At 45.7% G+C, this 21,217-nt stretch carries 24 protein-coding genes; 8 read left to right on the forward strand and 16 right to left on the reverse strand.

Going from position 1 to position 21,217, the window contains the following annotated elements:
• The 9 genes from AB6F11_RS09750 to fkpA form a co-directional block, all read right to left on the reverse strand.
• The coding region (locus AB6F11_RS09750; protein WP_246847629.1) for a GTP-binding protein at positions 1-268 on the reverse strand (268 nt) is incomplete at its 3' end.
• 147 nt (positions 269-415) lie between these two features.
• The gene (fusA, locus tag AB6F11_RS09755) at positions 416-2,512 is read right to left on the reverse strand and encodes an elongation factor G (RefSeq protein WP_017061101.1); all 2,097 of its coding nucleotides are present in this window, start codon (positions 2,510-2,512) and stop codon (positions 416-418) included.
• Between the two features lie 166 nt (positions 2,513-2,678).
• Positions 2,679-3,149 carry a 30S ribosomal protein S7 gene (rpsG, locus tag AB6F11_RS09760; RefSeq protein WP_010435163.1) on the reverse strand — a complete coding sequence of 157 codons (471 nt, stop codon included), beginning with the start codon at positions 3,147-3,149 and terminating at the stop codon, positions 2,679-2,681.
• Between the two features lie 106 nt (positions 3,150-3,255).
• Positions 3,256-3,630, reverse strand: a complete 375-nt coding sequence (gene rpsL, locus AB6F11_RS09765; protein ID WP_004737194.1) for a 30S ribosomal protein S12 — start codon at positions 3,628-3,630, stop codon at positions 3,256-3,258.
• A 182-nt stretch (positions 3,631-3,812) separates the two neighbouring features.
• Positions 3,813-4,088 (reverse strand): sulfurtransferase complex subunit TusB, encoded by a 276-nt coding sequence (gene tusB / locus AB6F11_RS09770; protein WP_048659145.1) that lies wholly within the window; start codon positions 4,086-4,088, stop codon positions 3,813-3,815.
• A gap of 8 nt (positions 4,089-4,096) precedes the next feature.
• The gene (gene tusC / locus AB6F11_RS09775; RefSeq protein WP_102393028.1) at positions 4,097-4,453 is read right to left on the reverse strand and encodes a sulfurtransferase complex subunit TusC; all 357 of its coding nucleotides are present in this window, start codon (positions 4,451-4,453) and stop codon (positions 4,097-4,099) included.
• Positions 4,450-4,839: a sulfurtransferase complex subunit TusD gene (gene tusD, locus AB6F11_RS09780; protein ID WP_017063709.1), complete on the reverse strand. Its 390-nt coding sequence runs from the start codon at positions 4,837-4,839 to the stop codon at positions 4,450-4,452. The genes tusC and tusD overlap by 4 nt, the downstream gene beginning before the upstream one ends.
• Entirely contained in the window at positions 4,833-5,558 is a 726-nt protein-coding gene (locus tag AB6F11_RS09785) for a transcriptional regulator (protein ID WP_004729851.1), read from the reverse strand. Before AB6F11_RS09785 ends, tusD begins: the two co-directional genes overlap by 7 nt.
• A gap of 205 nt (positions 5,559-5,763) precedes the next feature.
• A complete protein-coding gene (gene fkpA, locus AB6F11_RS09790) occupies positions 5,764-6,540 on the reverse strand; it encodes an FKBP-type peptidyl-prolyl cis-trans isomerase (RefSeq protein ID WP_102393029.1) in 777 nt (258 codons plus the stop codon).
• Positions 6,541-6,671: 131 nt separating this feature from the next.
• Between fkpA and AB6F11_RS09795 the strand changes: the two genes are divergently transcribed.
• Together AB6F11_RS09795 and AB6F11_RS09800 are read left to right on the forward strand one after the other, a co-directional pair.
• The gene (locus AB6F11_RS09795; protein WP_102320012.1) at positions 6,672-7,649 is read left to right on the forward strand and encodes a WD40 repeat domain-containing protein; all 978 of its coding nucleotides are present in this window, start codon (positions 6,672-6,674) and stop codon (positions 7,647-7,649) included.
• Between the two features lie 5 nt (positions 7,650-7,654).
• Complete coding sequence (locus tag AB6F11_RS09800) at positions 7,655-7,882, forward strand: SlyX family protein (RefSeq protein ID WP_009848930.1); 228 nt, start codon at positions 7,655-7,657, stop codon at positions 7,880-7,882.
• 180 nt (positions 7,883-8,062) lie between these two features.
• Here the strand turns inward: AB6F11_RS09800 and AB6F11_RS09805 are convergent, their stop codons facing one another.
• The 5 genes from AB6F11_RS09805 to kefG all read right to left on the reverse strand — a co-directional run bounded on the left by AB6F11_RS09805 (position 8,063) and on the right by kefG (position 12,656).
• Complete coding sequence (locus AB6F11_RS09805) at positions 8,063-9,028, reverse strand: isoaspartyl peptidase/L-asparaginase family protein (RefSeq protein ID WP_102393030.1); 966 nt, start codon at positions 9,026-9,028, stop codon at positions 8,063-8,065.
• 218 nt (positions 9,029-9,246) lie between these two features.
• Complete coding sequence (gene slyD / locus AB6F11_RS09810; RefSeq protein ID WP_017061108.1) at positions 9,247-9,837, reverse strand: peptidylprolyl isomerase; 591 nt, start codon at positions 9,835-9,837, stop codon at positions 9,247-9,249.
• Positions 9,838-9,931: 94 nt separating this feature from the next.
• On the reverse strand, positions 9,932-10,132 hold the full coding sequence (locus AB6F11_RS09815; RefSeq protein WP_029235422.1) for a YheV family putative zinc ribbon protein: 201 nt from the start codon (positions 10,130-10,132) through the stop codon (positions 9,932-9,934).
• A gap of 156 nt (positions 10,133-10,288) precedes the next feature.
• A complete protein-coding gene (kefB, locus tag AB6F11_RS09820) occupies positions 10,289-12,085 on the reverse strand; it encodes a glutathione-regulated potassium-efflux system protein KefB (protein ID WP_102393031.1) in 1,797 nt (598 codons plus the stop codon).
• Positions 12,072-12,656 carry a glutathione-regulated potassium-efflux system ancillary protein KefG gene (gene kefG / locus AB6F11_RS09825; protein WP_050711690.1) on the reverse strand — a complete coding sequence of 195 codons (585 nt, stop codon included), beginning with the start codon at positions 12,654-12,656 and terminating at the stop codon, positions 12,072-12,074. Before kefG ends, kefB begins: the two co-directional genes overlap by 14 nt.
• Positions 12,657-12,830: 174 nt before the next feature.
• Between kefG and AB6F11_RS09830 the strand changes: the two genes are divergently transcribed.
• The 6 genes from AB6F11_RS09830 (at position 12,831) to crp (ending at position 18,546) form a co-directional block, all read left to right on the forward strand.
• Positions 12,831-14,753: an ABC transporter ATP-binding protein gene (locus AB6F11_RS09830; protein ID WP_017061112.1), complete on the forward strand. Its 1,923-nt coding sequence runs from the start codon at positions 12,831-12,833 to the stop codon at positions 14,751-14,753.
• Positions 14,750-15,220, forward strand: a complete 471-nt coding sequence (locus AB6F11_RS09835; protein WP_102393033.1) for a TIGR02444 family protein — start codon at positions 14,750-14,752, stop codon at positions 15,218-15,220. Before AB6F11_RS09830 ends, AB6F11_RS09835 begins: the two co-directional genes overlap by 4 nt.
• Before the next feature lie 206 nt (positions 15,221-15,426).
• Positions 15,427-16,419 (forward strand): hydrolase, encoded by a 993-nt coding sequence (locus AB6F11_RS09840; protein ID WP_102393048.1) that lies wholly within the window; start codon positions 15,427-15,429, stop codon positions 16,417-16,419.
• A gap of 95 nt (positions 16,420-16,514) precedes the next feature.
• Positions 16,515-16,727: a YheU family protein gene (locus AB6F11_RS09845; protein ID WP_010435208.1), complete on the forward strand. Its 213-nt coding sequence runs from the start codon at positions 16,515-16,517 to the stop codon at positions 16,725-16,727.
• A gap of 77 nt (positions 16,728-16,804) precedes the next feature.
• The gene (locus tag AB6F11_RS09850; protein WP_010435210.1) at positions 16,805-17,674 is read left to right on the forward strand and encodes a phosphoribulokinase; all 870 of its coding nucleotides are present in this window, start codon (positions 16,805-16,807) and stop codon (positions 17,672-17,674) included.
• A gap of 239 nt (positions 17,675-17,913) precedes the next feature.
• Entirely contained in the window at positions 17,914-18,546 is a 633-nt protein-coding gene (gene crp / locus AB6F11_RS09855; RefSeq protein WP_004729651.1) for a cAMP-activated global transcriptional regulator CRP, read from the forward strand.
• A gap of 177 nt (positions 18,547-18,723) precedes the next feature.
• Here the strand turns inward: crp and AB6F11_RS09860 are convergent, their stop codons facing one another.
• Both AB6F11_RS09860 and astD read right to left on the reverse strand, forming a co-directional pair.
• Complete coding sequence (locus AB6F11_RS09860; protein WP_102393034.1) at positions 18,724-19,515, reverse strand: DUF1338 domain-containing protein; 792 nt, start codon at positions 19,513-19,515, stop codon at positions 18,724-18,726.
• A gap of 213 nt (positions 19,516-19,728) precedes the next feature.
• A complete protein-coding gene (gene astD / locus AB6F11_RS09865; RefSeq protein ID WP_061019169.1) occupies positions 19,729-21,186 on the reverse strand; it encodes a succinylglutamate-semialdehyde dehydrogenase in 1,458 nt (485 codons plus the stop codon).
• Positions 21,187-21,217: the final 31 nt, after the last annotated feature.

Consider the following 21,217-nt stretch of genomic DNA (forward strand, 5'->3'; position numbering starts at 1 on the left):
TAACATAATCCGCGTGTCCTGGACAGTCTACGTGTGCGTAGTGACGTGCTGGAGTGTCGTACTCAACGTGAGAAGTTGCGATTGTGATACCGCGCTCACGCTCTTCTGGAGCGTTATCGATAGATGCGAAATCTTTAGCAACACCGCCGTATACTTTTGCAAGAGTAGTACAGATAGCAGCAGTTAGAGTTGTTTTACCGTGGTCAACGTGGCCGATAGTACCAACGTTTACGTGCGGTTTCGTACGTTCAAATTTTTCTTTAGACACAATCGTGTTCCTTCCTAGTTATGATTCGCCACGTTCATTATTGAGCGAGACGCGCCAGAAATTGCTATTTTATGCGCCAACTCTCGTTAGCGCAATATTTGGACGCATTGTTCTTTCAAAAAATGAAAAAAAATGCCTTCCTTTTGTTTAACCACGCTCTGCAATGATTGCTTTTGCAACATTGTTAGGCACTTCAGCGTACTCACTAAACTCCATAGAGTAAGAAGCACGACCTTGTGTCGCAGAACGTAAATCAGTTGCGTAACCGAACATGACAGACAACGGAACTTGTGCACGAATTATCTTCAGGCCAGCTGTCCCCTCGTCCATACCTTCGATGATGCCGCGACGACGGTTAATATCGCCAACAACGTCACCCATCCAGTCTTCTGGAGTAGTTACTTCAACTTTCATCATAGGCTCAAGCAGAACCGGTTGCGCTTCAAGTGCACCCGTTCTGAAAGCCATAGAGGCAGCGATTGTAAACGCCATCTCACTTGAATCTGTTTCATGGTAAGAACCATCATATAGTGTAGCTTTGATATCCAAAACTGGATAGCCAGCAAGCACACCATTGTTCATCTGCTCTTCAACGCCTTTAGCAACTGAAGCGATAAACTCTTTCGGTACGATACCATTGGCAATTTCATCCACAAAGACAAAGCCTTCGCCAGCTTCTGATGGTTCTAGTTTCAGCCATACGTGACCGTACTGACCTTTACCACCATGTTCACGGATAAATTTACCTTCCGCTTTCGCTGTACCACGAATAGTCTCACGGTAAGCCACTTGCGGGTTACCAACGTTGCAGTTCACGCTAAATTCGCGCTTCATACGGTCAACGATGATATCTAAGTGTAGTTCACCCATACCAGAAATCAGAGTCTGGCCAGTTTCCGCATCCATATCAACGCGGAACGATGGGTCTTCCGCTGCTAGTTTACCTAGAGCGATAGTCATTTTATCTTGATCAGCTTGAGAGCTTGGCTCTACAACGATCTGAATAACTGGGTCTGGGAACTCCATGCGCTCAAGAACAATCTTATGGTTCTGGTCACAAAGGGTTTCACCAGTAGTCACATCTTTCAGGCCAATGATGGCTGCGATGTCACCTGCTCGTACTTCTTTTACTTCTTCTCGCTTGTTTGAGTGCATTTGAACAATGCGACCTAAGCGTTCACGTTGTTTCTTCACAGAGTTATAAGCTGTTTTACCGCTTTCAACAACACCAGAGTAAACACGGATGAAAGTTAAAGTACCAACGAATGGGTCTGTTGCAATCTTAAATGCTAGCGCTGAGAACGGTTCTTTGTCGTCTGCGTGACGCTCTGCTTCGTTCTCATCTTCATCGATACCTTTAATTGCAGGTACATCGACTGGAGAAGGAAGGAAATCAACAACTGCATCTAGAACAGCTTGTACACCTTTGTTTTTGAATGCACTACCACAAGTAGCAAGTACGATTTCATTATTAAGGGTACGAGTACGAAGACCTTGTTTGATTTCAGCTTCTGTTAGTTCACCTTCTTCAAGGTACTTATCCATCAGCTCTTCATTTGCTTCTGCAGCAGCTTCAACAAGTTCTGTACGATATTCTTCAGCCATTTCTTGCATGTCTGCAGGAATATCTTCGTACGTGAAAGTCATGCCTTGGTCAGCTTCATTCCAGTTAATTGCCTTCATCTTGATAAGATCGACAACGCCTTGGAAGTTTTCTTCAGCACCAATGTTCAGTTGAATTGGAACAGGAGTTGCGCCTAAGCGGTCCTTGATCTGTTCAACTACGCGCAAGAAGTCAGCGCCGGTACGGTCCATTTTATTAACGAAAACCATACGTGGAACTTGGTACTTATCAGCTTGACGCCATACTGTCTCTGACTGAGGTTCAACACCAGATGAGCCACAGAACACAACAACTGCACCATCAAGCACACGCAGAGAACGTTCTACTTCGATTGTGAAGTCAACGTGTCCAGGAGTGTCGATGATGTTAATACGGTGGTCCGAGAACTGAGCTTCCATACCACGCCAAAACGTAGTGGTTGCTGCTGAAGTGATCGTAATACCGCGCTCTTGCTCTTGCTCCATCCAGTCCATGGTTGCTGCACCATCGTGAACTTCGCCGATTTTGTGAGAAAGACCGGTATAGAACAGAATACGTTCACTTGTGGTTGTTTTACCTGCATCTACGTGAGCAACGATACCGATATTACGGTATTGCTCTATAGGAGTTTTACGAGCCACGGTTGAATCCTCTTATTAGAGACTTAGGGACTATTGCTATGTCTAGATTAGGCGTTAAAAGCGATGCTTCGCTAAAAATTGCTTGCCCTAGAAATAGCAATAGTTCCTAGCATAAGCATAGGAACTAAAGAAGTGCTGCAAGGAACCTTGCAGCACTAAAAAGGTATTACCAACGGTAATGTGCGAACGCTTTGTTTGCGTCAGCCATGCGGTGAACGTCTTCACGTTTCTTAACCGCAGTACCTTTGTTCTCAGACGCGTCTAGCATTTCAGCAGCTAGGCGTTGAGCCATAGATTTTTCACCACGCTTACGCGCAGCTTCAACTACCCAACGCATAGCAAGAGCGTTACGGCGAACCGGACGAACTTCTACAGGTACTTGGTAAGTTGAACCACCTACACGGCGAGATTTAACTTCTACCGCTGGGCGAACATTTTCAAGAGCTTCTTCAAATACAGCTAAGTGGTCTTTACCAGACTTCTCAGCCATTGAATCTAGTGCAGTGTAAACGATTTTTTCTGCAGTAGATTTCTTTCCGTCAACCATAAGGATGTTAACGAATTTTGCCAGCAATTCAGATTTGAACTTAGGATCTGGAAGGATCTTACGCTGACCTATTACGCGACGACGTGGCATGGATATTCTCCGTTGTCTTCTTCAGGTTTTTTCCAAAACTTTTCAGAATAATAAATAAAATAGTGTTTGGCCTTACTTAACGCTTTCTTTTAAAAAAGAAAATGCATTAAGACTTAGGACGTTTCACACCGTACTTAGAACGACCTTGTTTACGGTCGTTAACGCCAGCACAGTCTAGCGCGCCGCGAACAGTGTGGTAACGAACACCCGGAAGGTCTTTTACACGACCGCCACGGATTAGTACAACACTGTGCTCTTGAAGGTTGTGACCTTCACCACCGATGTACGAAGTTACTTCGAAACCGTTGGTTAGACGTACACGACATACTTTACGTAGTGCCGAGTTAGGTTTTTTAGGTGTAGTAGTGTAAACACGAGTACATACACCACGTTTTTGTGGGCACGCTTCTAGTGCAGGCACGTTGCTTTTAACAACTTGCTTTACACGAGGCTTGCGAACCAACTGGTTAATAGTTGCCATTAACTAGCTCCTGAAATTTACTTGAAAGTAAGCTTTGTGAAAAATCTATCCCTAATCACAAGTCGTAATTAGGGACGCAAAATTCTATTCAGCAGTGGGAGGTGTGTCAAGAAATATACAGATCTTTTTTAGCCGTCTAGAGCTCAGGATGGTCTAATTTTAACCAAACTGATAAAACACGCTTACCAAGTCACTGATTTATCTTTCAAAACCGTCAGTTTAACGAAGCCATCGAAGTCAACTTGATCAATGGTACTTGAGACAAGTAGTTGTAAACCTCGGCTATCGAGATCTGGTTTTAACACCGACACCTGCTCTACTGCGCAGATTTGAGTGAATAACTCATGATTTGGAAGGCAAACATACACCGCATCTTCCACCAAAAGGAACTGATCCTGTGGCTGAGAATAGGTCAATGCGAGTTTAAGTTTGTCGACTGATTTTACGATATGAAGCATAGCGTCCCTTAGAAAGTCAGTATCTGTTGGCACTGAGATAACTTCTGCGTTAACTCGTCGGCTTCAACGGTGGTCACATCGATCAACAGGTTGTCTGCTGAAAGACCAAACTGACTCAGACTACGCTGACACACATACACCTGTTCGATGTCGTACAGGTCCATAAGTTTGAATGCAGAGATGTAGTCACGCGATAGTGTTTCGTCGGGCTGCTGCGCTTTAAGAAGCTGTGTCACCCCATCACCAACAAAGAACACGGCAATGTCTTCACTGTATGCGGACGTAGCAAGCAGGGCGTCTAACCCTTCTCTACCCGCAGCGGTCGTATGAGGGAAACTGTTAAATATAAAGGCTAACTTTCTCAAAACTGCACCACCCTATCTTGCGTTAGTAGTGCTTCCGATAAGCTCCCTAATCCGGCCTGAGTAAATCCAGTTGCTAGGTTAGAGGCACTTAGTTGATGTTGCTCTGCTTCTTCAGAGCTAATCACTCCGCGTCTTAGCGCAGCAGCAACACAGGTTTCAAGGCTAACATCGTGCTCATCAGCCAGCTTTTGCCAAGCTGAAGCTAAGTCAAATTCATCGTTAGCCGGTACGGTAAGGTCTGAGCCGTTACTGACGCCATCTTGATAGAAGAACACACTGTGAAGTTTGTGGCCCTGTTTAATCAGAGCCACGGCAAACTGGTAGGCACTTCTTGCTGACTGTGAGCCATACACCGGCCCATTAACTAGGAGTGTATAGCTTAGCAACCCTCTTCATCCTCTGTTTTACGTTGGCGGATGTATAGGTACACGGTGTGCTTAGAGATGTTCAGTCGCTCAGCAACGCGGTTAATCGCGTCTTTGATGTCGAAAATACCTTTATCGTACAACTCCATCACGATCTGACGGTTCTTAGTATTATTCGATACCGATTTGTCAGCGTTAATTTCTTCTATGGTGCGTTCAACCGTTTGGTCGACAAGTTCTTCAACGTCACTAGCAAAGTTAACCGATGATGCGGCTTCGTCTGCGTCTTGCGTAGGCATGAACGATTGCAGTACTTGTGAGAATGGCGCGTCTAGGTTGACGTTAATACACAGTAGACCAATCACTCGGTCTTCACCGTTGCGGATAGCAACCGTGATCGACTTCATCAACACTCCGCCTTTAGCGCGAGTGAAGTATGAACGTGAGAAGTTACGCTTAGAACCTTCAATATCTTTTAGCATCTTCAATGCAAGATCGGTGATCGGCGAGCCAACCTGACGACCTGTATTTTCGCCGTTGGCAATTTTAATCGCAGAAGTATTGAGGTCTTCTAAAGAGTGCAAAACGATTTCACAAAACGGACCAATAAGGCTCGCAATACCGTCAACAACGGCCTCATAAGATCTTAGAATGATTTTATCGTGTTCACTGAATGGCATAACGTGGACTGATTCCATTTCAAGTAACACATCTGCATTGACTGTTTCTGTAGTAGTCACTTATTCCTTACCTTCGTGTGAAAAATCAACAAATTTATGTAAGTTTATCAGAAAATTTTAATTGCACACCTAGCTAACATTGCAACTAGTGATTTAGAACAAGTTTAAAAATCAAATACTCATCTTCAAATCATAAAAAAAGCCTAACTCAAAGTTAGGCTTTTTATTCAATCAACGTATTTTAGTACGAGGCTTTTAACCGATATTACTGTGCAGGAGCTGCTTCAGCATTATCGATGTTTAGTAGTTCTACTTCGAATACTAGCGTTGAGTTAGCAGGGATAGTCGGTGTGTCTTGCTCACCGTATGCTAGCTCTGGCGGGATAACGAACTTGTACTTAGAACCAACTTGCATCAGTTGTACGCCTTCAGTCCAGCCTGGGATTACGCGGTTTAGTGGGAATGTTGCTGGTTCGCCACGATCGTAAGAGCTGTCGAACTGAGTACCGTCTGTTAGCGTACCTTTGTAGTGTACTTGAACGGTATCAGTGTCTTTTGGAGAAGCGCCTTCACCAGCAGTCATTACTTGGTAAAGTAGACCAGATTCAGTTTGCTTAACGCCTTCAGTTTTAGCGAACTCAGCGCGGAAGTCATCACCTGCTTTCTTAGTTTCAGCTGATTTCTCTGCCGCTTGTGCTTGCATAGTTTCAGCAACACGCTTGTCTAGAGCTTCAAGAGCTGCGCGAGTTTCTTCTTCGTTCAGTGCAGTTTTCTCTGCGAATACGTCTTCGATACCTTGAAGAACCATATCTTTGTCTAGGTTAATACCTAGCTCGCTTGGCTTATCAATGCTTGTGCTTAGGTAGTTAGCGAAAGATACGCCGATTGCGTATGCCGCTTTGTCGTCTTCTGTTTTAAAGTTTACTGCTTCAACTTTAACTTCTTCAACCTGTGGAGCTTCTGCCTTTGGTTCTTCTTTCTGACAACCAACTGCTAGCATAACCGTTGCGGCAAGCAGTGATACTTTTAAAACTGATTTCATTGAATTCTCCAATTAATGGCCAAGCCATTGGTTATTGTGCACAAATCTAATGATTAGATTGGTGTGAATACGTTAGTTATAACAATATACTAGTCATATGTCTTTCGACACAAACCGGATTATTAGATGTGATGCGAATATTTTTCCACTCATTGCTATGTACAATTGTCATCGCCTTGTTAAATGGATGTTTTTTCTTCCAAGATGATGAGCAACGTTGGGAAATTGAACCCAATGGTGCCACCAGCTTTGCCCTTAGCAGAGATGGACGCTTCGCCCTGCTCTACTCTCAGAAAAAACAGCTATTGCTTTGGGACCTTGCCGAAAACAAAGAGTTAGCTCAACTCGGCCCACAAGATCAATTAGAAAACCAAGTATCGCGTATCCGTATCTCGGACAATGGCCGCTTTGCCATTACCGCAAGCCAGATGAACTTCGCCGTTTGGGACCTCTCTTGGACTCAAGCACAAGGGCTTTGGTCTATCTCCGATGGCTTAATTCGCGATGTCGATATCTCTAGCAATGGTGAAAAAGTATTGCTTGGCCTGTCTAATGGCAAAGCGATCTATGTGGACTTAGTCACCGGACGCCGTCTTGAGTTCCTTGCTCACCGAGAAAAAGTTAATTCTGTTTCCCTTTCTTCCAATGGTCGCTACGCATTATCAGGTGGCAACGACTATAAAGCCTACCTGTGGGATACCGAGTCAGGCTTGGTATTACGCACCTTTGAGCATGAACAAAGAGTAGTACGAGTCGCGCTACAACGCGATGGTGAACTGGCTTTTACCTCTGATGGCGGCAATCAAGCGATGATTTGGGATCTTGAAACGGGCGAACCTCAAGCGCAATTGCAAAGCTGGTCTCGACAGTTGATTTTCTCGAGTGCGCGTTTTTCTGATGACGGCAGTATGTTGGTGACGGGCACACCATCCAGCCAAGTGAGTGTGTGGAATACTCAGGATGGCAAGCGAATTTCTCGCCACGATGCTGAGCCATTAAAAGATGCTCGCCCTCCTCGTGCGGTAGTGTATGATGCAGCCTTTGATGATAAGAACCGTGTGATATCGGGCACCTCTGCGGGCATTGCCCAAGCTTGGAATGTGGATTAAGAACGATGACAGAAAAGCGAGTTGAACAACTAGAAAGCCGCGTAAATGACCTAGAGTGTCAGCTAGCTTTCCAAGAACAGACCATTGAAGAACTCAATGAAGCGCTTAGCCAACAACAAATGTTAATCACGAGAATGCAAGATCAGATGAAGTTCGTGGTTGGCAAAGTAAAAAATATGGATGGCTCTAATCTAGCTGACGCATCAGAAGAGACGCCACCTCCACACTATTAAGTGCGGTTCAAAATAACCAATTAAATCTAACGACGCATATCGTTAGTTTCTCGTCCTCAATGTGTAAACACATTTCAGGACGGGACATAGAAAACTAAGAGGGCGACAGATACTTATCTGTCGCCCTTTTGTTTATTTCATCTCAGTGAATAAGCTAAAGCCAATTAAGCCGATACCAACTTAGTCGTCGGCATAAATCTTCACTTCAACACGACCTTGAGTATCAACGCTTGCACGATACATTCCTGAGCTGTTCATACCAAAATGTATATCGCCTTGGCCATCGATAGCGATCAAGCCACCTTCTCCACCCATGGTTTTCAATTCACCTTGAATGATCGTTTCACAAGCGGTGTGCACATCTTCTTTCAGATAACGCATTCGTGCTGCGACATCACTGGCGACCATTTTACGTAGGAAGAACTCACCCATCCCGGTTGTTGAGACGGCAACATTGCCATTTTCAGCGATGGTTCCTGCACCAATGATCGGAGAGTCACCCACACGACCGTATTTCTTATTGGTCACGCCACCGGTACTGGTTGCTGCCGCTAAGTTACCCGCTTGGTCTAATGCGACCGCACCAACCGTGCCGTACTTTTTATCGTCAGGGTATTTCTCAGCTTGCTGTTCATCATATTTCGCTTCAGACAGAGCAAAGATGCCTTTCTCTTTCATCGACTGAAGTTGGTCATAGCGGCGCTCAGTAAAGAAGTAGTCTTGCTCGGTAAAGGTGTAGTCATGCTCAAACGCAAACTTCTCGGCACCTTCACCAATCAGCAACACATGGTCGCTTTTCCGCATCACATCACGTGCAAGCTCAATTGGGTTTTTGATATGGCGAACGCCTGCAATAGCACCTGCATCCATTTCGCGGCCATGCATCACAGAAGCGTCCATCTCAACAAATTCATCATGCGTTAAAACAGAGCCCCTACCGGCATTAAAGTGCGGGCTGTCTTCCATCACCTTAACCGGTGCCACTACCGCATCCAGAGCATCACCACCCGATTGCAATATTTGATAACCAGCCAAAACCGATTTTTCCAAAGCCTCGGTAATACCCGCTTTTAATTCATCGCTCATTTGCTCTCGCAAGATGGTTCCTGCACCACCATGAATGGCAATTGAAAAAGGCTGTGACATACAAACTCTCCACTGACGTCGTCTTATAATATTGTGCTATCAATACCACATCCATGGTTCGATGTCTGATAGCGAAAACCAAACTTTTTGCGAATGCTTAGACTTTCGGACACTTGGTTTGGTGGATAAAAGCGAGATCAAAAAGCTAGACTCCTAAACACAAAAAGCCTCCACAAGGGAGGCTTTCAAGATTCTTAAACTAAACCGTTAATTCGGTATTAGTGAGAACCACAGCTACCGCCGCCGCAGCAGCCGTCTTTTTTCTCTTCACCGTGGTCATGGCCTTCGCCACCACAGCAACCGCCTTCGTGGTCATGATCGTGGTCGTGACCGCCACAGCCGCCTTCTTGGTGTACGTGACCGTGTTGAACTTCTTCTTCAGTCGCTTCACGAACCGCTACAACTTCAACGTCAAACGTTAGAGTTTGGCCAGCTAGCATGTGGTTACCATCAACAACAACTTCGTCGCCATCTACTTCAGTAACTTCTACTGGGATTGGACCTTGGTCAGTATCCGCTAGGAAACGCATGCCAACTTCGATTTGCTCAACACCTTGGAATACGTCAGCAGGAACACGTTGAACTAGTGCGTCGTTGTGCTCGCCGTATGCGTCTTCTGGAGTAACCGTTGCAGAGAACTTGTCGCCAGCTACTTTGCCTTCAAGCTCTTTTTCAAGACCTGTAATTAGGTTGTTGTGACCGTGAAGGTAATCTAGTGGAGCTTCTGCAGTTGATTGGTCAACTACTACGCCATCTTCAAGTTTCACTTGATATGCAACACTAACTACTACGTTCTTTTCAATTTTCATGAGAGCTCCAAGGAGGTTTGGACTAAGCTCGAACAGTTGAGCTTAGGAAAAATTCTGTACCGGGATATTATGGGGATCAATTAACGAAACTCAATCATTCTGGCTTAAAAATACCGATCATTTCTTGATTCGCGTGTTCAGATTTCTCTACAGTTTTCGGTTTACGCTGTTCTGTGAAGTCACAATCGACACATTCCACCAGCTCGATATTATTTTCAATCCACCAACGGAGTGTGTCTTGAGTGTTGCAACTTGGGCAGCTTGCCCCTGCGATAAAGCGTTTTTTCTGTTTCACGTTCATATCCTTTACTGCTCTGGATTCGCGGTTCTTCCCACTCACTTTATTGATAAGTTAAGCAGAGACCGCGTTTATTATTAGGTTAGTTCTATAGTCTGTTATTTCTATGCCCAAGCTCTATTTCTAAGCTCAAGCATGAGTTATCACTTCAAGCTACTGCCAATAGTTTCGAGATTGGTGATCGTTTTCCATCTCGCGTCCAAAGATCTCTTCAAGTTCTTTACGAGCCTCTTTCGCTCTTTGGGCTAACTCGGCATCTTCGTTATGCTGAGGCAGCAACTCTTTCAGCATACCATTATCCAACTTTCTAAAGTGTGCTTCTGCTCGCTTCGCTTTATATGGATGCATGCCAAGTTCAGTCAATGTTTGACGACCTAAATCCAATGCTCCAAGGAAGGTTTCACGCGAATAGTTACTCACACCGTGGTTAAGTAGTTGATACGCTTCAACACGGCTTCGTGCACGCGCCAAGATCTTTAAGCGTGGGAAGTGCTGCTTACATAAATCGACGGTTTTCATGATTTCATCAGGGGAGTCAGTACACAACACAATCGCCTCTGCTTTATCAGCACCGGCTGCGCGTAATAGCTCTAGGTGAGTCGAGTCTCCGTAAAAGACTTTGTAGCCAAACTTTCTAAGGATATGGATTTGGCTGGCATCACTCTCAAGAACGGTAATACGAATCTTATTAGCGTACATCAAGCGACCGATGATCTGACCGAAGCGACCAAAGCCAGCAATGATCACTCGAGGGCTGCGATCAACCACATCCGAAGACATCGCACTTTCGCTGATTTGGTTCAGTTGACGAGCAAAGAACTTATCTTGCAGCTTAAGCATTAGTGGCGTGGTCACCATAGACAGGCTCACTACTACCAGTAAGAACGACACCTGTTCGCCACTTAAGATGCCTTGAGCACTCGCCGCAGTAAAAATAACGAAAGCGAACTCACCACCTTGGCTAAGGATCATCGCCATTCGGCTGCGTGCTTTAGCTTGAGTGCCGAAGATACGAGCCAGCGCATACAGCACCAAACCTTTCAATACGACTAGCGACGACACTGCAATAAGTATTGCGAATGGGCTTTCTGCCAGTAGACCTAGGTTTACCGCCATACCCACAGAGATAAAGAACAGACCAAGCAGTAAACCTTTGAATGGATCAATCGCGATCTCAAGCTCGTGTCGATATTCACTTTCAGCCAGAAGGACGCCCGCCAAGAAAGTACCTAATGCCATCGATAAGCCAATCTGCTGCATGATGACGGCAATACCAATCACCAATAACAACGCTGCAACCGTGAAAAGCTCACGGACACCGCTCATCACTACGTATCGGAACAGTGGCCTCAACAAGAAGTGACCACCGACCAGCAGACCAATCACACCGCCTAGCATCCACAGCATGTCAGCCCAACTGCCGCCCGTATTGCCAGCGAGCAAAGGCAGCATCGCCAACATAGGGATAACAGCTATATCTTGGAAAAGCAGTACTGCAAAGCCTGACTGCCCGGCTTCTTTACCACCAAGTTCTCGCTCTTCAATAACGCGTAAAGCAATGGCTGTCGAAGACAACGCTAAACCCATACCTATTACCAGGCTGGTTTGCCAAGTTAATCCAAATAGACAGGCGATGGCGGTAATAATCAGAGTGGTGATCAGCACTTGTGCGCCACCGAGTCCTAGAATCGGCGCTCGCATCTGCCACAGTTTTTTCGGATTAAGTTCGAGACCAATCAAGAAGAGCAGCAGTACCACCCCGAATTCGGAGAAGTGTAGAATCGCTTCGACATCACTGATTAAGCCAAGCCCCCATGGGCCAATTGCCACACCCGCTAATAAGTAACCAAGTACTGAACCCAAACCGGCGCGCTGTGCGATAGGAACCGCAACCACAGCAGCCGCTAAAAATATAACGCTACTTTGTAGAAAATCATTAGTCAGAGCCATCATCTGCTCCTATATCTTGTAGCGGGTCTCGCAACCAATTTCGATACGCTTCGGCGTGTTGGTAACGCGTCATATCGGAGACATTTCGTGCCCAGTGTAAAACCAAAGGGGATATCCAATTCATCTGACACAAAGCAGCGGTAAGCTCGAATGGTTGCAAGATCTCTTGTAATGGATATTTATTATAGCCTGCGGCACCAAACGCCTCTTCTTTACCACCGGTAGTAATCACACTGCGCCAGTGTTTGCCTTTAAGTGCGCTCTGCTCACCAAACGCAAAACCCTTGCCTAACACGCGATCAAACCACTCTTTTAACAATGAAGGGCAGGAATACATAAACAGAGGATGCTGAAACACGATCACATCGTATTGAAGGAGCAATTCATGCTCATAAGGCACATCGATAAAGAAGTCTGGGTAGATGGCGTAGAGATCATGAACTTTGACATGACCGAGCGACTCTACCTTCTTAACCATCATCTGATTAGCAATAGAGGTTTGCGGCTCTGGGTGCGCGTAGATGATCAACACCTTTGGCACGACTTTGTCTGTCGAGGGAGTATTACTCATTCCTTTGAAACATTCCTTTGAGGGCTAAACGGTGGCAAGGCCACAAGAATTTAAGCAAAAGTTATTAATATGTTATTGGCATCATAACGCAAATTGCATTGTGATCGACTTTTATCTGGTTTCAGCCTACTATGCAGGCGTCTGTTCACCTCTAATTTCTATGCTATTTCAATTATGATTACTTTCTCTGATATTCAATTGCTACGCGGCGGTAAGCCACTCCTCGACCAAGCATCTGCGACTTTTCACCCTGGCGACAAGATCGGTTTGGTTGGTAAAAACGGCTGTGGTAAATCTACGCTATTCGCCTTAATTAAGGACGAACTGTCTATTGATGCGGGTTCATTCAGTAAACCAGCCCATTGGGAAATGGCTTGGGTTGCTCAAGAAACACCTGCATTAGAAAGAACAGCAATTGAATACGTGATTGATGGCGACCGTGAATACCGCGGCCTTGAAGATCAACTAGAGAAAGCTGAACAAGCCGACAATGGCACATTGGTAGCAGAGATCCACGGCAAGATTGAAACCATTGGTGGTTACAGCATAAAGGCACGTGCTGCCGAGTTACTGGATGGCCTAGGCTTTAGCCAAGAACAAATGACATGGAACCTGACTCAATTCTCAGGTGGTTGGCGTATGCGTTTGAACCTAGCGCAAGCCCTACTGTGTCGCAGTGACCTACTGCTACTCGATGAGCCTACCAACCACTTGGATTTAGACGCAGTAATGTGGTTAGAGCGTTGGTTACAAAGCTACCCAGGCACACTCGTTCTTATCTCGCACGATAGAGATTTCTTAGACCCTATCGTCAACCGCATCGTGCATGTTGAAAACCAACAGCTCAATGAGTACACGGGTAACTACTCATCGTTCGAAACCCAACGAGCGCAAAAACTGATTCTGCAACAAGCGATGTACCAAAAGCAGCAGAAACAGATGTCTCACATGCAGAGCTACATTGACCGTTTCCGTTACAAAGCTTCAAAGGCTCGCCAAGCGCAAAGCCGTATTAAAGCGCTAGAGAAAATGGAACAAGTGCTGCCTGCTCAGTTTGATAATCCATTCAGCTTTGAGTTTAGAGAACCAGACGCGCTACCAAATCCAATCATGATGATGGATGAAGTATCAGCGGGCTATGATGACAATCTGATTCTAGAGAAAATTCGCCTGAACCTAGTACCGGGTAGCCGTATTGGTCTACTTGGTCGAAATGGTGCTGGTAAATCAACACTGATTAAACTGCTTTCTGGCGAACTTAAACAGCAAGGCGGTGAACTGAGTTATTCGCAAGGCGTTAAGATTGGTTACTTTGCACAGCACCAGTTAGAAACGTTGCACCCAGAAGAAACACCGCTGCAGCACATGATGCAGATTGCCCCTAAACACACCGAGCAACAATTGCGTGATTACCTAGGTAGCTTCGGTTTCCAAGGTGAAAAAGCGCTCGATAAAGTGGCACCCTTCTCTGGTGGTGAAAAAGCGCGTTTAGTTCTGGCGCTACTGGTATGGCAAAAACCGAACCTGTTGCTACTCGATGAACCAACCAACCACTTGGATCTCGACATGCGTCAAGCGCTGACTTTTGCCCTGCAGACGTTTGAAGGCGCAATGGTTATCGTATCGCACGACCGTTACCTACTGCGTGCAACTACCGATGATTTATACCTTGTACACGACCGCCAAGTCGCACCGTTTGATGGTGACTTAAGCGATTACTACAAGTGGCTAACCGAGCAACAGAAAGTTGAGCGCAAAGAAGCACAAGCATTGGCACCAGCCAAAGACGGCGCCAACAGTGCAGCAGCGAAAAAAGAGCAGAAACGTAAAGAAGCCGAGTTCCGTAAACTGACGGCACCACTTCGTAAAAAGCTCACTCAATTTGAAAAGCAGATGGATAAATTAACGCAGGCTCTTGAAGAAGCTGAGCAAGAATTATCCGACACATCACTGTATGAAGCTGAAAATAAGGCTAAACTGAATAAAGTACTCGCTCTCCAAGCGAGCAGTAAGTCACAGCTAGAAGAAGTTGAAATGGATTGGATGTCCACTCAAGAAGAGCTTGAGCAGATGGAACAGGATATGGATAGCTTATGAGCCCAGAGCACGCCCCAATATCACTAACACTGGAACGACTATGGCAATTTAGCCTTCAGTATTACAGTGTGCGCGGTGTAAAGGATGCGTGCTTAGCTTTGCAAAACCAGTTCCACGGCAACGTCAATCTACTGCTGCTTCTCAAATGGCTTGATGAGCAGCAATTGTCTTTTGCTGAAGAAGAGTGGCATAAAGTTCAACAGTGTTTAAGCCGCTCTGAAACCCTGCTTCATGGCTATCGAGAGCTACGTAAACATCTCAAAGCACACGTTGTCGACTCTCTATACCGTGAAGCGCTAAAGTTTGAGTTACAGCTTGAAAAGCAACAACAGTCCGATCTGGTCGACTGTATAAACTCCCTACAGCTGTACGCTAACCAGCAATCACCGCTCACTTTTCAGTACTGTCGTTTATTAGGGGCTGAAAACCTCTACGACGCTTTTTCTGAACCAGCACCACAGCCCTAGCTCATTCTCTTTCCCTTTTATTCAATGAAGATCCAAGCTTAACCTTGATATTATTCAAACGGTTACCCATAGCCTGTTTTTGTATCTCGTATAAGTGAAGCCTTGCGCTTATGCCGAGAATCAACCAAGCTCAAATAAAAACGTGGGCGTTTCGTTACAAACTCAACACGTTATCAAAACCCGTAAAAGAAGCATGGATCGTTTTTATGACAATATTTACCGCAGCTGCTGGTCTCTCTAATCCGCACTTACAAACCTTAGTGCCACGGTTTATTCGAAAGCAGGCGCTGTTTCATCCTCACTGGCAAACCTTAGAAACACCCGATGGTGACTTTCTTGATCTTGCTTGGAGCGAATCACCAGACGGTGACACCTCAAATAAGAATGATCGCAGTAGCAAGCCGATATTCGTTCTATTCCACGGTTTAGAAGGTAGCTTTGAGAGCCCTTATGCCAATGGATTAATGAATGCGTTTGCTAAAGATGGTTGGTTGTCCGTGATGATGCACTTCAGAGGCTGCAGCGGAAAACCCAATCGCCTGGCTCGCGCTTACCATTCAGGTGAAGTCGAAGATGCGCGCTTTTTTCTAAGACACCTGCACGCCCAGTTTCCGAATAACCCTAAGGTTGCGGTTGGCATATCTTTAGGTGGAAACATGCTGGCGAACTATTTGGCTGAGTACGCAGACTACCCATTGCTGTCGGCGGCGACCATCGTATCTGCTCCTTTTGACTTAGCGTGTTGCTCTAGTCGCATTGAGCGCGGTTTCTCCAAGCTCTATAAGAAGTACCTGCTCAACTCTCTAAAATCGAATGCGCTAAAAAAGGTTAACCTGCTACAGGAAAAACTTGGCATCACCGCTGAAGCCATCAAGAACATCACCAAACTGTATGAGTTTGATGAACGAATCACTGCGCCTCTGCACGGCTTCAAAAATGCTCAGGACTACTATGCTCAGTGCTCAGCGCTTCCTAAACTTAATAAGATTAAACTACCGACTCAGATCATCCATGCCAAAGACGATCCGTTTATGACAGACGACGTAATTCCAAAGTTCGTGTTGCCTGACAACATCGACTATCGCCTGTTTCAAAAAGGCGGCCATGTGGGGTTCATTACCGGTAGCACGCTCAAACCAAGGTTTTGGTTAGAAGAAGCATTACCCGCCTACTATGAAAGTATTCAAGATTCGGCATAATGACCGAGCCTTAGTAAATAGAAGTAAAACAATACTAAGCACACGCATTTCTACATCAATAAACCTATTTATGAACATAAAAGAGAGAAGTATTTATGATCATCCCATGGCAAGACATTGCACCAGAAACACTGGAAAACCTCATCAAAGAGTTCGTGCTGCGTGAAGGTACAGACTACGGTGATGTAGAGGTTTCATTGCAAAACAAGATTGACCAAGTGAAACATCAATTAGCCTCAGGAGAAGTCAGTATCGTATTTTCTGAGCTGCATGAAACCGTTGATATTCAAGTCACAAAACGCTTCTAGGCTGCGCTCATAAAGGAGCCGTGTTATAGTGGTAAACGATTGCTAACAAGTAAGTTACTCAAAAGACAAGGGTTGTCATGTCCGCTAAACATCCAATTATTGCGGTGACGGGTTCATCTGGAGCCGGCACCACCACCACCTCAGAAGCCTTCCGTAAAATGTTCAATATGATGGACGTGAAGGCCGCTTGGGTTGAAGGGGATAGTTTCCATCGCTTCACTCGCCCAGAGATGGATGTCGAGATCCGTAAAGCGCGCGAGCAAGGTAAGCACATCAGCTACTTTGGTCCTCAAGCCAACGACTTTGGTGCGCTAGAAGAGTTCTTCCGTAAATACGGTAACGAAGGTACAGGTAAAGTAAGAAGCTACCTGCACACCTTTGATGAAGCCGTGCCTTACAATCAAATGCCGGGCACCTTCACGCCATGGCAAGAGATCCCGGAAAATTCCGATGTGATGTTTTACGAAGGCTTGCACGGCGGTGTGGTTGATGGCGACATTAACGTTTCTCAACACGTCGATTTGCTGATCGGCATGGTGCCCATCGTAAACCTAGAGTGGATTCAAAAATTCGTTCGTGACACCCGCGATCGTGGCCACTCACGCGAAGCCGTAATGGATTCCATTGTTCGTTCGATGGATGATTACCTTAACTACATTACCCCGCAATTTTCGCGCACTCACATCAACTTTCAGCGTGTTCCAACCGTAGATACATCTAACCCTCTCAACGCCAAAGGGATTCCAAGTTTAGACGAAAGCTTCGTAGTTATACGTTTGCGTGGCATCAAAAACGTCGATTTCCCCTACCTTCTGGCTATGATTGATGGCTCGTTTATGTCTCGTCATAACACGCTAGTAGTGCCAGGCGGCAAGATGAGTTTTGCTATGGAGCTCATTGTGAGGCCAATCCTGCAACAACTCATCGAAACCGGAAAAATAGGTTAACAAAACGACATTCTGGTTGATTACTTTTCATACCGTGATCATGTGCACAATTTTGCGTAAAAAATCGTAGCTTGGTCACGATTAAAATCAAGAAATAGTACCTGAAAAAGGATACTATTCTTAAACGAAACACAAGATAGCTTGCAGCACTCAACGAGTGCTCTTATCCTACAAGTCAATCCAGGCTTAGCTAAAATACGGAAAGCGGCAAGCATACCCTGCAGAGGAAGTGAGATATTATGGTTCTAGGTAAACCTCAAACCGATCCAACATTAGAGTGGTTCCTTTCACACTGTCATATTCATAAGTACCCTTCAAAAAGTACTTTGATTCATGCTGGTGAAAAGGCAGAAACCTTGTACTACATCGTTAAAGGTTCTGTGGCAGTTCTTATCAAAGACGAAGAAGGTAAGGAAATGATTCTTTCTTACCTAAACCAAGGCGACTTCATCGGTGAGCTTGGCTTGTTCGAAGAAGACCAAGAGCGTACAGCTTGGGTTCGTGCTAAATCTCCTTGTGAAGTAGCTGAAATTTCTTTCAAGAAATTCCGTCAACTTATCCAAGTGAACCCAGATATCCTAATGCGCCTTTCAGCGCAAATGGCAAACCGTCTACAAGTAACTAGCCAAAAGGTTGGTGACTTAGCGTTCCTTGATGTAACAGGTCGTATCGCTCAAACGCTACTAAACCTAGCGAAACAGCCAGATGCAATGACTCACCCTGACGGCATGCAAATCAAGATCACTCGTCAAGAGATTGGCCAGATCGTTGGTTGTTCTCGTGAGACCGTTGGTCGTATCTTGAAGATGCTAGAAGAGCAGAACCTAATTTCTGCACACGGTAAAACTATCGTGGTATACGGCACTCGTTAATCTCGATTAACTGAGCCAAAAATTTGAAAGCCACCAAATGCAAATTTGGTGGCTTTTTTGTTTTCTAAAGATCTACAAAGAAAATACGAATGAAACACCTACAGCTTCGAAGCGCAAACACTCTCGAAGCGAAGCCTATCTGCATCTTTAGGGTAAAGTCCGTACTCGTATCTTTCTTTAACCGTTAGTGCTTTCGAAGATCTTGTCAGCCGATGCTGCCACAAAACCGGTATAAAGCTCACCATTAGCCATCGCATAACGCTTAGCGAACTCATAGAAGCCTCCAGGAATCATCTCATTGCCCTCAACAAATGAAACTGGGACTTTATCTGCCATTGTTGATGATTGCTCTAATAAGACCTCTGGAGAGCCTTTAACCTGGCCACCAGATGCATTGATCGTGAAGCCTGATTCGCTCAAATAATCATTCACTGCCTGCACTTCATCAAAAGCATCGAGTTGATTAACGCTCACTGTAAAGTGGTTGGCACCGTAACCATGAGCTGCGAGCCAAGACGCGTATTCACTCTCTTTTGCAAGCACTTGGAAATCTGCGAAGCTCAAGTCCCATAGACGACCACCAAACAAGAATTCATGGCCTTGAAGCTTGCTTACGTCGACTTGCTCAACCAATTTAGCAACGATCTGTTGTAAGTCACTTGAACACTCTTCGACCTTCAACTCACTAATGAACACTTTTGGCTGCTTCGGGTCTGGGTGCTCGTAATGCTTCGCGACTAGCTTCTTACTCTCAAACAAGTAATCGCCACACGCTTTATAACCTAGCTCAAGGAAAGGCTTAGCCAATGTTTCAATACCTAGCGGAGCAACATTGAAAGTACGCAGTGCAATATGGTCGTTGATCAGCGCTTCATCTTCTTTCAGCAAGTGATGCACTTTCTCAGCCGATGGACACAGCCTGTGAATGTAATCGTCCCATAGTGATTTAAAGAGTAGATCGGGCGTCATGGTGACTCCTTGTCAGAGGTTCTAGCAAGCTAGTAATTTGGATTAGAAAGGGAGAGGCTGAGACACAGAGTCAGCAGCCATCAGCCTGTGACATACTTGTTCTATTATTATCTACCGCCCAATCTAGGTGTCGGACGTGATGGAAAAGGGAAGCGATAACACCACTTCCTTATTTCAAGCTTAACCAATGAGCCTAAGACTCATTAGCCTAAATTAAAGCTCAATACCTGGGCTAAACGATGCTGGTAGTTGAGTTTCGCCACCTTCCATTGAAGCCATAGGGTAAGCACAGTAGTCAGCTGCGTAGTAAGCACTTGGACGTAGGTTGCCTGAAGCACCCGGACCACCAAACGGTGCATCACCACTTGCGCCTGTTAGCTGACGGTTACGGTTAACAATACCCGCACGGATATGGTCAACGAAGTATTCCCATTCAGAATCGTCTGTTGATACAAGGCCTGCAGACAAACCAAAGCGTGTGTCGTTAGCTAACTCGACCGCTTGCTCTAGCGATTGGTAACGAACCACTTGCAGCAATGGACCGAAGTACTCTTCATCTGGCAGTTCAGCAATATTGGTTGCATCGATAATGCCCGGAGAAACAAACGCCGCTTGACCCGCTTTTGCTTCTACTAGGCTGACGCCGCCTAACGATTGTAGATTCGCTTGCGCGTCCAGAATGAACTTAGCCGCAGCTTCAGAGATCTGAGGACCCATGAAGGGTGCTGGTTCAGCGAATGGCTGATCAACACGAATCTTTTGCGTAGCTGCGACCAGTTTATCTAGAAGCAGATCGCCCTTCTCGCCAACAGGCACATACAAGCGACGAGCACATGTACAACGCTGACCAGCACTGATGAACGCCGATTGGATGATAGTGTATACCGTTGCGTCTGCATCACCGTATTGGTCGCTGATCACCATAGGGTTGTTGCCGCCCATTTCTAGTGCCAGCATCTTGCCCGGTTGGCCCGCGAATTGACGATGCAGGATATGACCAGTATTCGCACTACCCGTAAATAGCACGCCATCAAGACCTTTAGCATCAGCCAGTGCGATACCTGTCTCTTTAGCGCCTTGCACTAGGTTGATTACGCCAGCAGGAAGACCCGCTTCTTGCCATAGCTTCATTGCGAATTCACCCGTCCAAGGTGTCTGCTCTGAAGGCTTGAATACTACGGTGTTGCCCGATAGCAGAGCTGGAACAATATGACCGTTAGGTAAGTGACCAGGGAAGTTGTAAGGCCCAAATACCGCCATCACGCCCAATGGACGGTGACGAAGTACAATTTGGTTGCCAGCCGCTTCACGTGAAGCTTCACCTGTACGCTCGTGGTAAGCACGGATAGAGATGGCGATCTTGCCTGCCATCGCGCCCGCTTCAGTGCGAGTTTCCCAAATCGGTTTACCCGTCTCTTTTGCAATAATCTGTGCAATCTCTTCGCTGTTCTCTTTTACCTTCTCAGCAAAGTTCAACACGATCGCTTCACGCTCTGCAAAGCTCAATTTTTTCCAAACCAAGAAGGCTTCACGAGCTGCTGCTACTGCAGATTCAACCTGCGCTGGTGTTGCGCTATCACCCTGCCACACTACTTCATTGTTGTATGGGCTTACTGATGTCATGGCGTCACCTTGACCTGCCACCCACTGTCCTGCTATCCACTGAGTCATACTTCTATCCTTAAAATCTTCGACAGATAAT

The sequence above is a fragment of the Vibrio sp. 10N.247.311.14 genome (assembly GCF_041467715.1).
GTDB lineage: Bacteria > Pseudomonadota > Gammaproteobacteria > Enterobacterales > Vibrionaceae > Vibrio > Vibrio crassostreae_C.

Coding starts and splice junctions, on each gene's coding strand:
- rpsG (WP_010435163.1), bottom strand. CDS start 3,149: ATGCCACGTCGTCGCGTAATAGGTCAGCGTAAGATCCTTCCAGATCCT.
- AB6F11_RS09850 (WP_010435210.1), top strand. CDS start 16,805: ATGTCCGCTAAACATCCAATTATTGCGGTGACGGGTTCATCTGGAGCC.
- AB6F11_RS09830 (WP_017061112.1), top strand. CDS start 12,831: ATGATTACTTTCTCTGATATTCAATTGCTACGCGGCGGTAAGCCACTC.
- slyD (WP_017061108.1), bottom strand. CDS start 9,837: ATGAAAATTGAAAAGAACGTAGTAGTTAGTGTTGCATATCAAGTGAAA.
- astD (WP_061019169.1), bottom strand. CDS start 21,186: ATGACTCAGTGGATAGCAGGACAGTGGGTGGCAGGTCAAGGTGACGCC.
- kefG (WP_050711690.1), bottom strand. CDS start 12,656: ATGAGTAATACTCCCTCGACAGACAAAGTCGTGCCAAAGGTGTTGATC.
- AB6F11_RS09795 (WP_102320012.1), top strand. CDS start 6,672: ATGCGAATATTTTTCCACTCATTGCTATGTACAATTGTCATCGCCTTG.
- AB6F11_RS09845 (WP_010435208.1), top strand. CDS start 16,515: ATGATCATCCCATGGCAAGACATTGCACCAGAAACACTGGAAAACCTC.
- AB6F11_RS09840 (WP_102393048.1), top strand. CDS start 15,427: ATGACAATATTTACCGCAGCTGCTGGTCTCTCTAATCCGCACTTACAA.
- crp (WP_004729651.1), top strand. CDS start 17,914: ATGGTTCTAGGTAAACCTCAAACCGATCCAACATTAGAGTGGTTCCTT.
- AB6F11_RS09805 (WP_102393030.1), bottom strand. CDS start 9,028: ATGTCACAGCCTTTTTCAATTGCCATTCATGGTGGTGCAGGAACCATC.
- fkpA (WP_102393029.1), bottom strand. CDS start 6,540: ATGAAATCAGTTTTAAAAGTATCACTGCTTGCCGCAACGGTTATGCTA.
- tusB (WP_048659145.1), bottom strand. CDS start 4,088: ATGCTTCATATCGTAAAATCAGTCGACAAACTTAAACTCGCATTGACC.
- AB6F11_RS09800 (WP_009848930.1), top strand. CDS start 7,655: ATGACAGAAAAGCGAGTTGAACAACTAGAAAGCCGCGTAAATGACCTA.
- AB6F11_RS09835 (WP_102393033.1), top strand. CDS start 14,750: ATGAGCCCAGAGCACGCCCCAATATCACTAACACTGGAACGACTATGG.
- AB6F11_RS09860 (WP_102393034.1), bottom strand. CDS start 19,515: ATGACGCCCGATCTACTCTTTAAATCACTATGGGACGATTACATTCAC.
- rpsL (WP_004737194.1), bottom strand. CDS start 3,630: ATGGCAACTATTAACCAGTTGGTTCGCAAGCCTCGTGTAAAGCAAGTT.
- kefB (WP_102393031.1), bottom strand. CDS start 12,085: ATGGCTCTGACTAATGATTTTCTACAAAGTAGCGTTATATTTTTAGCG.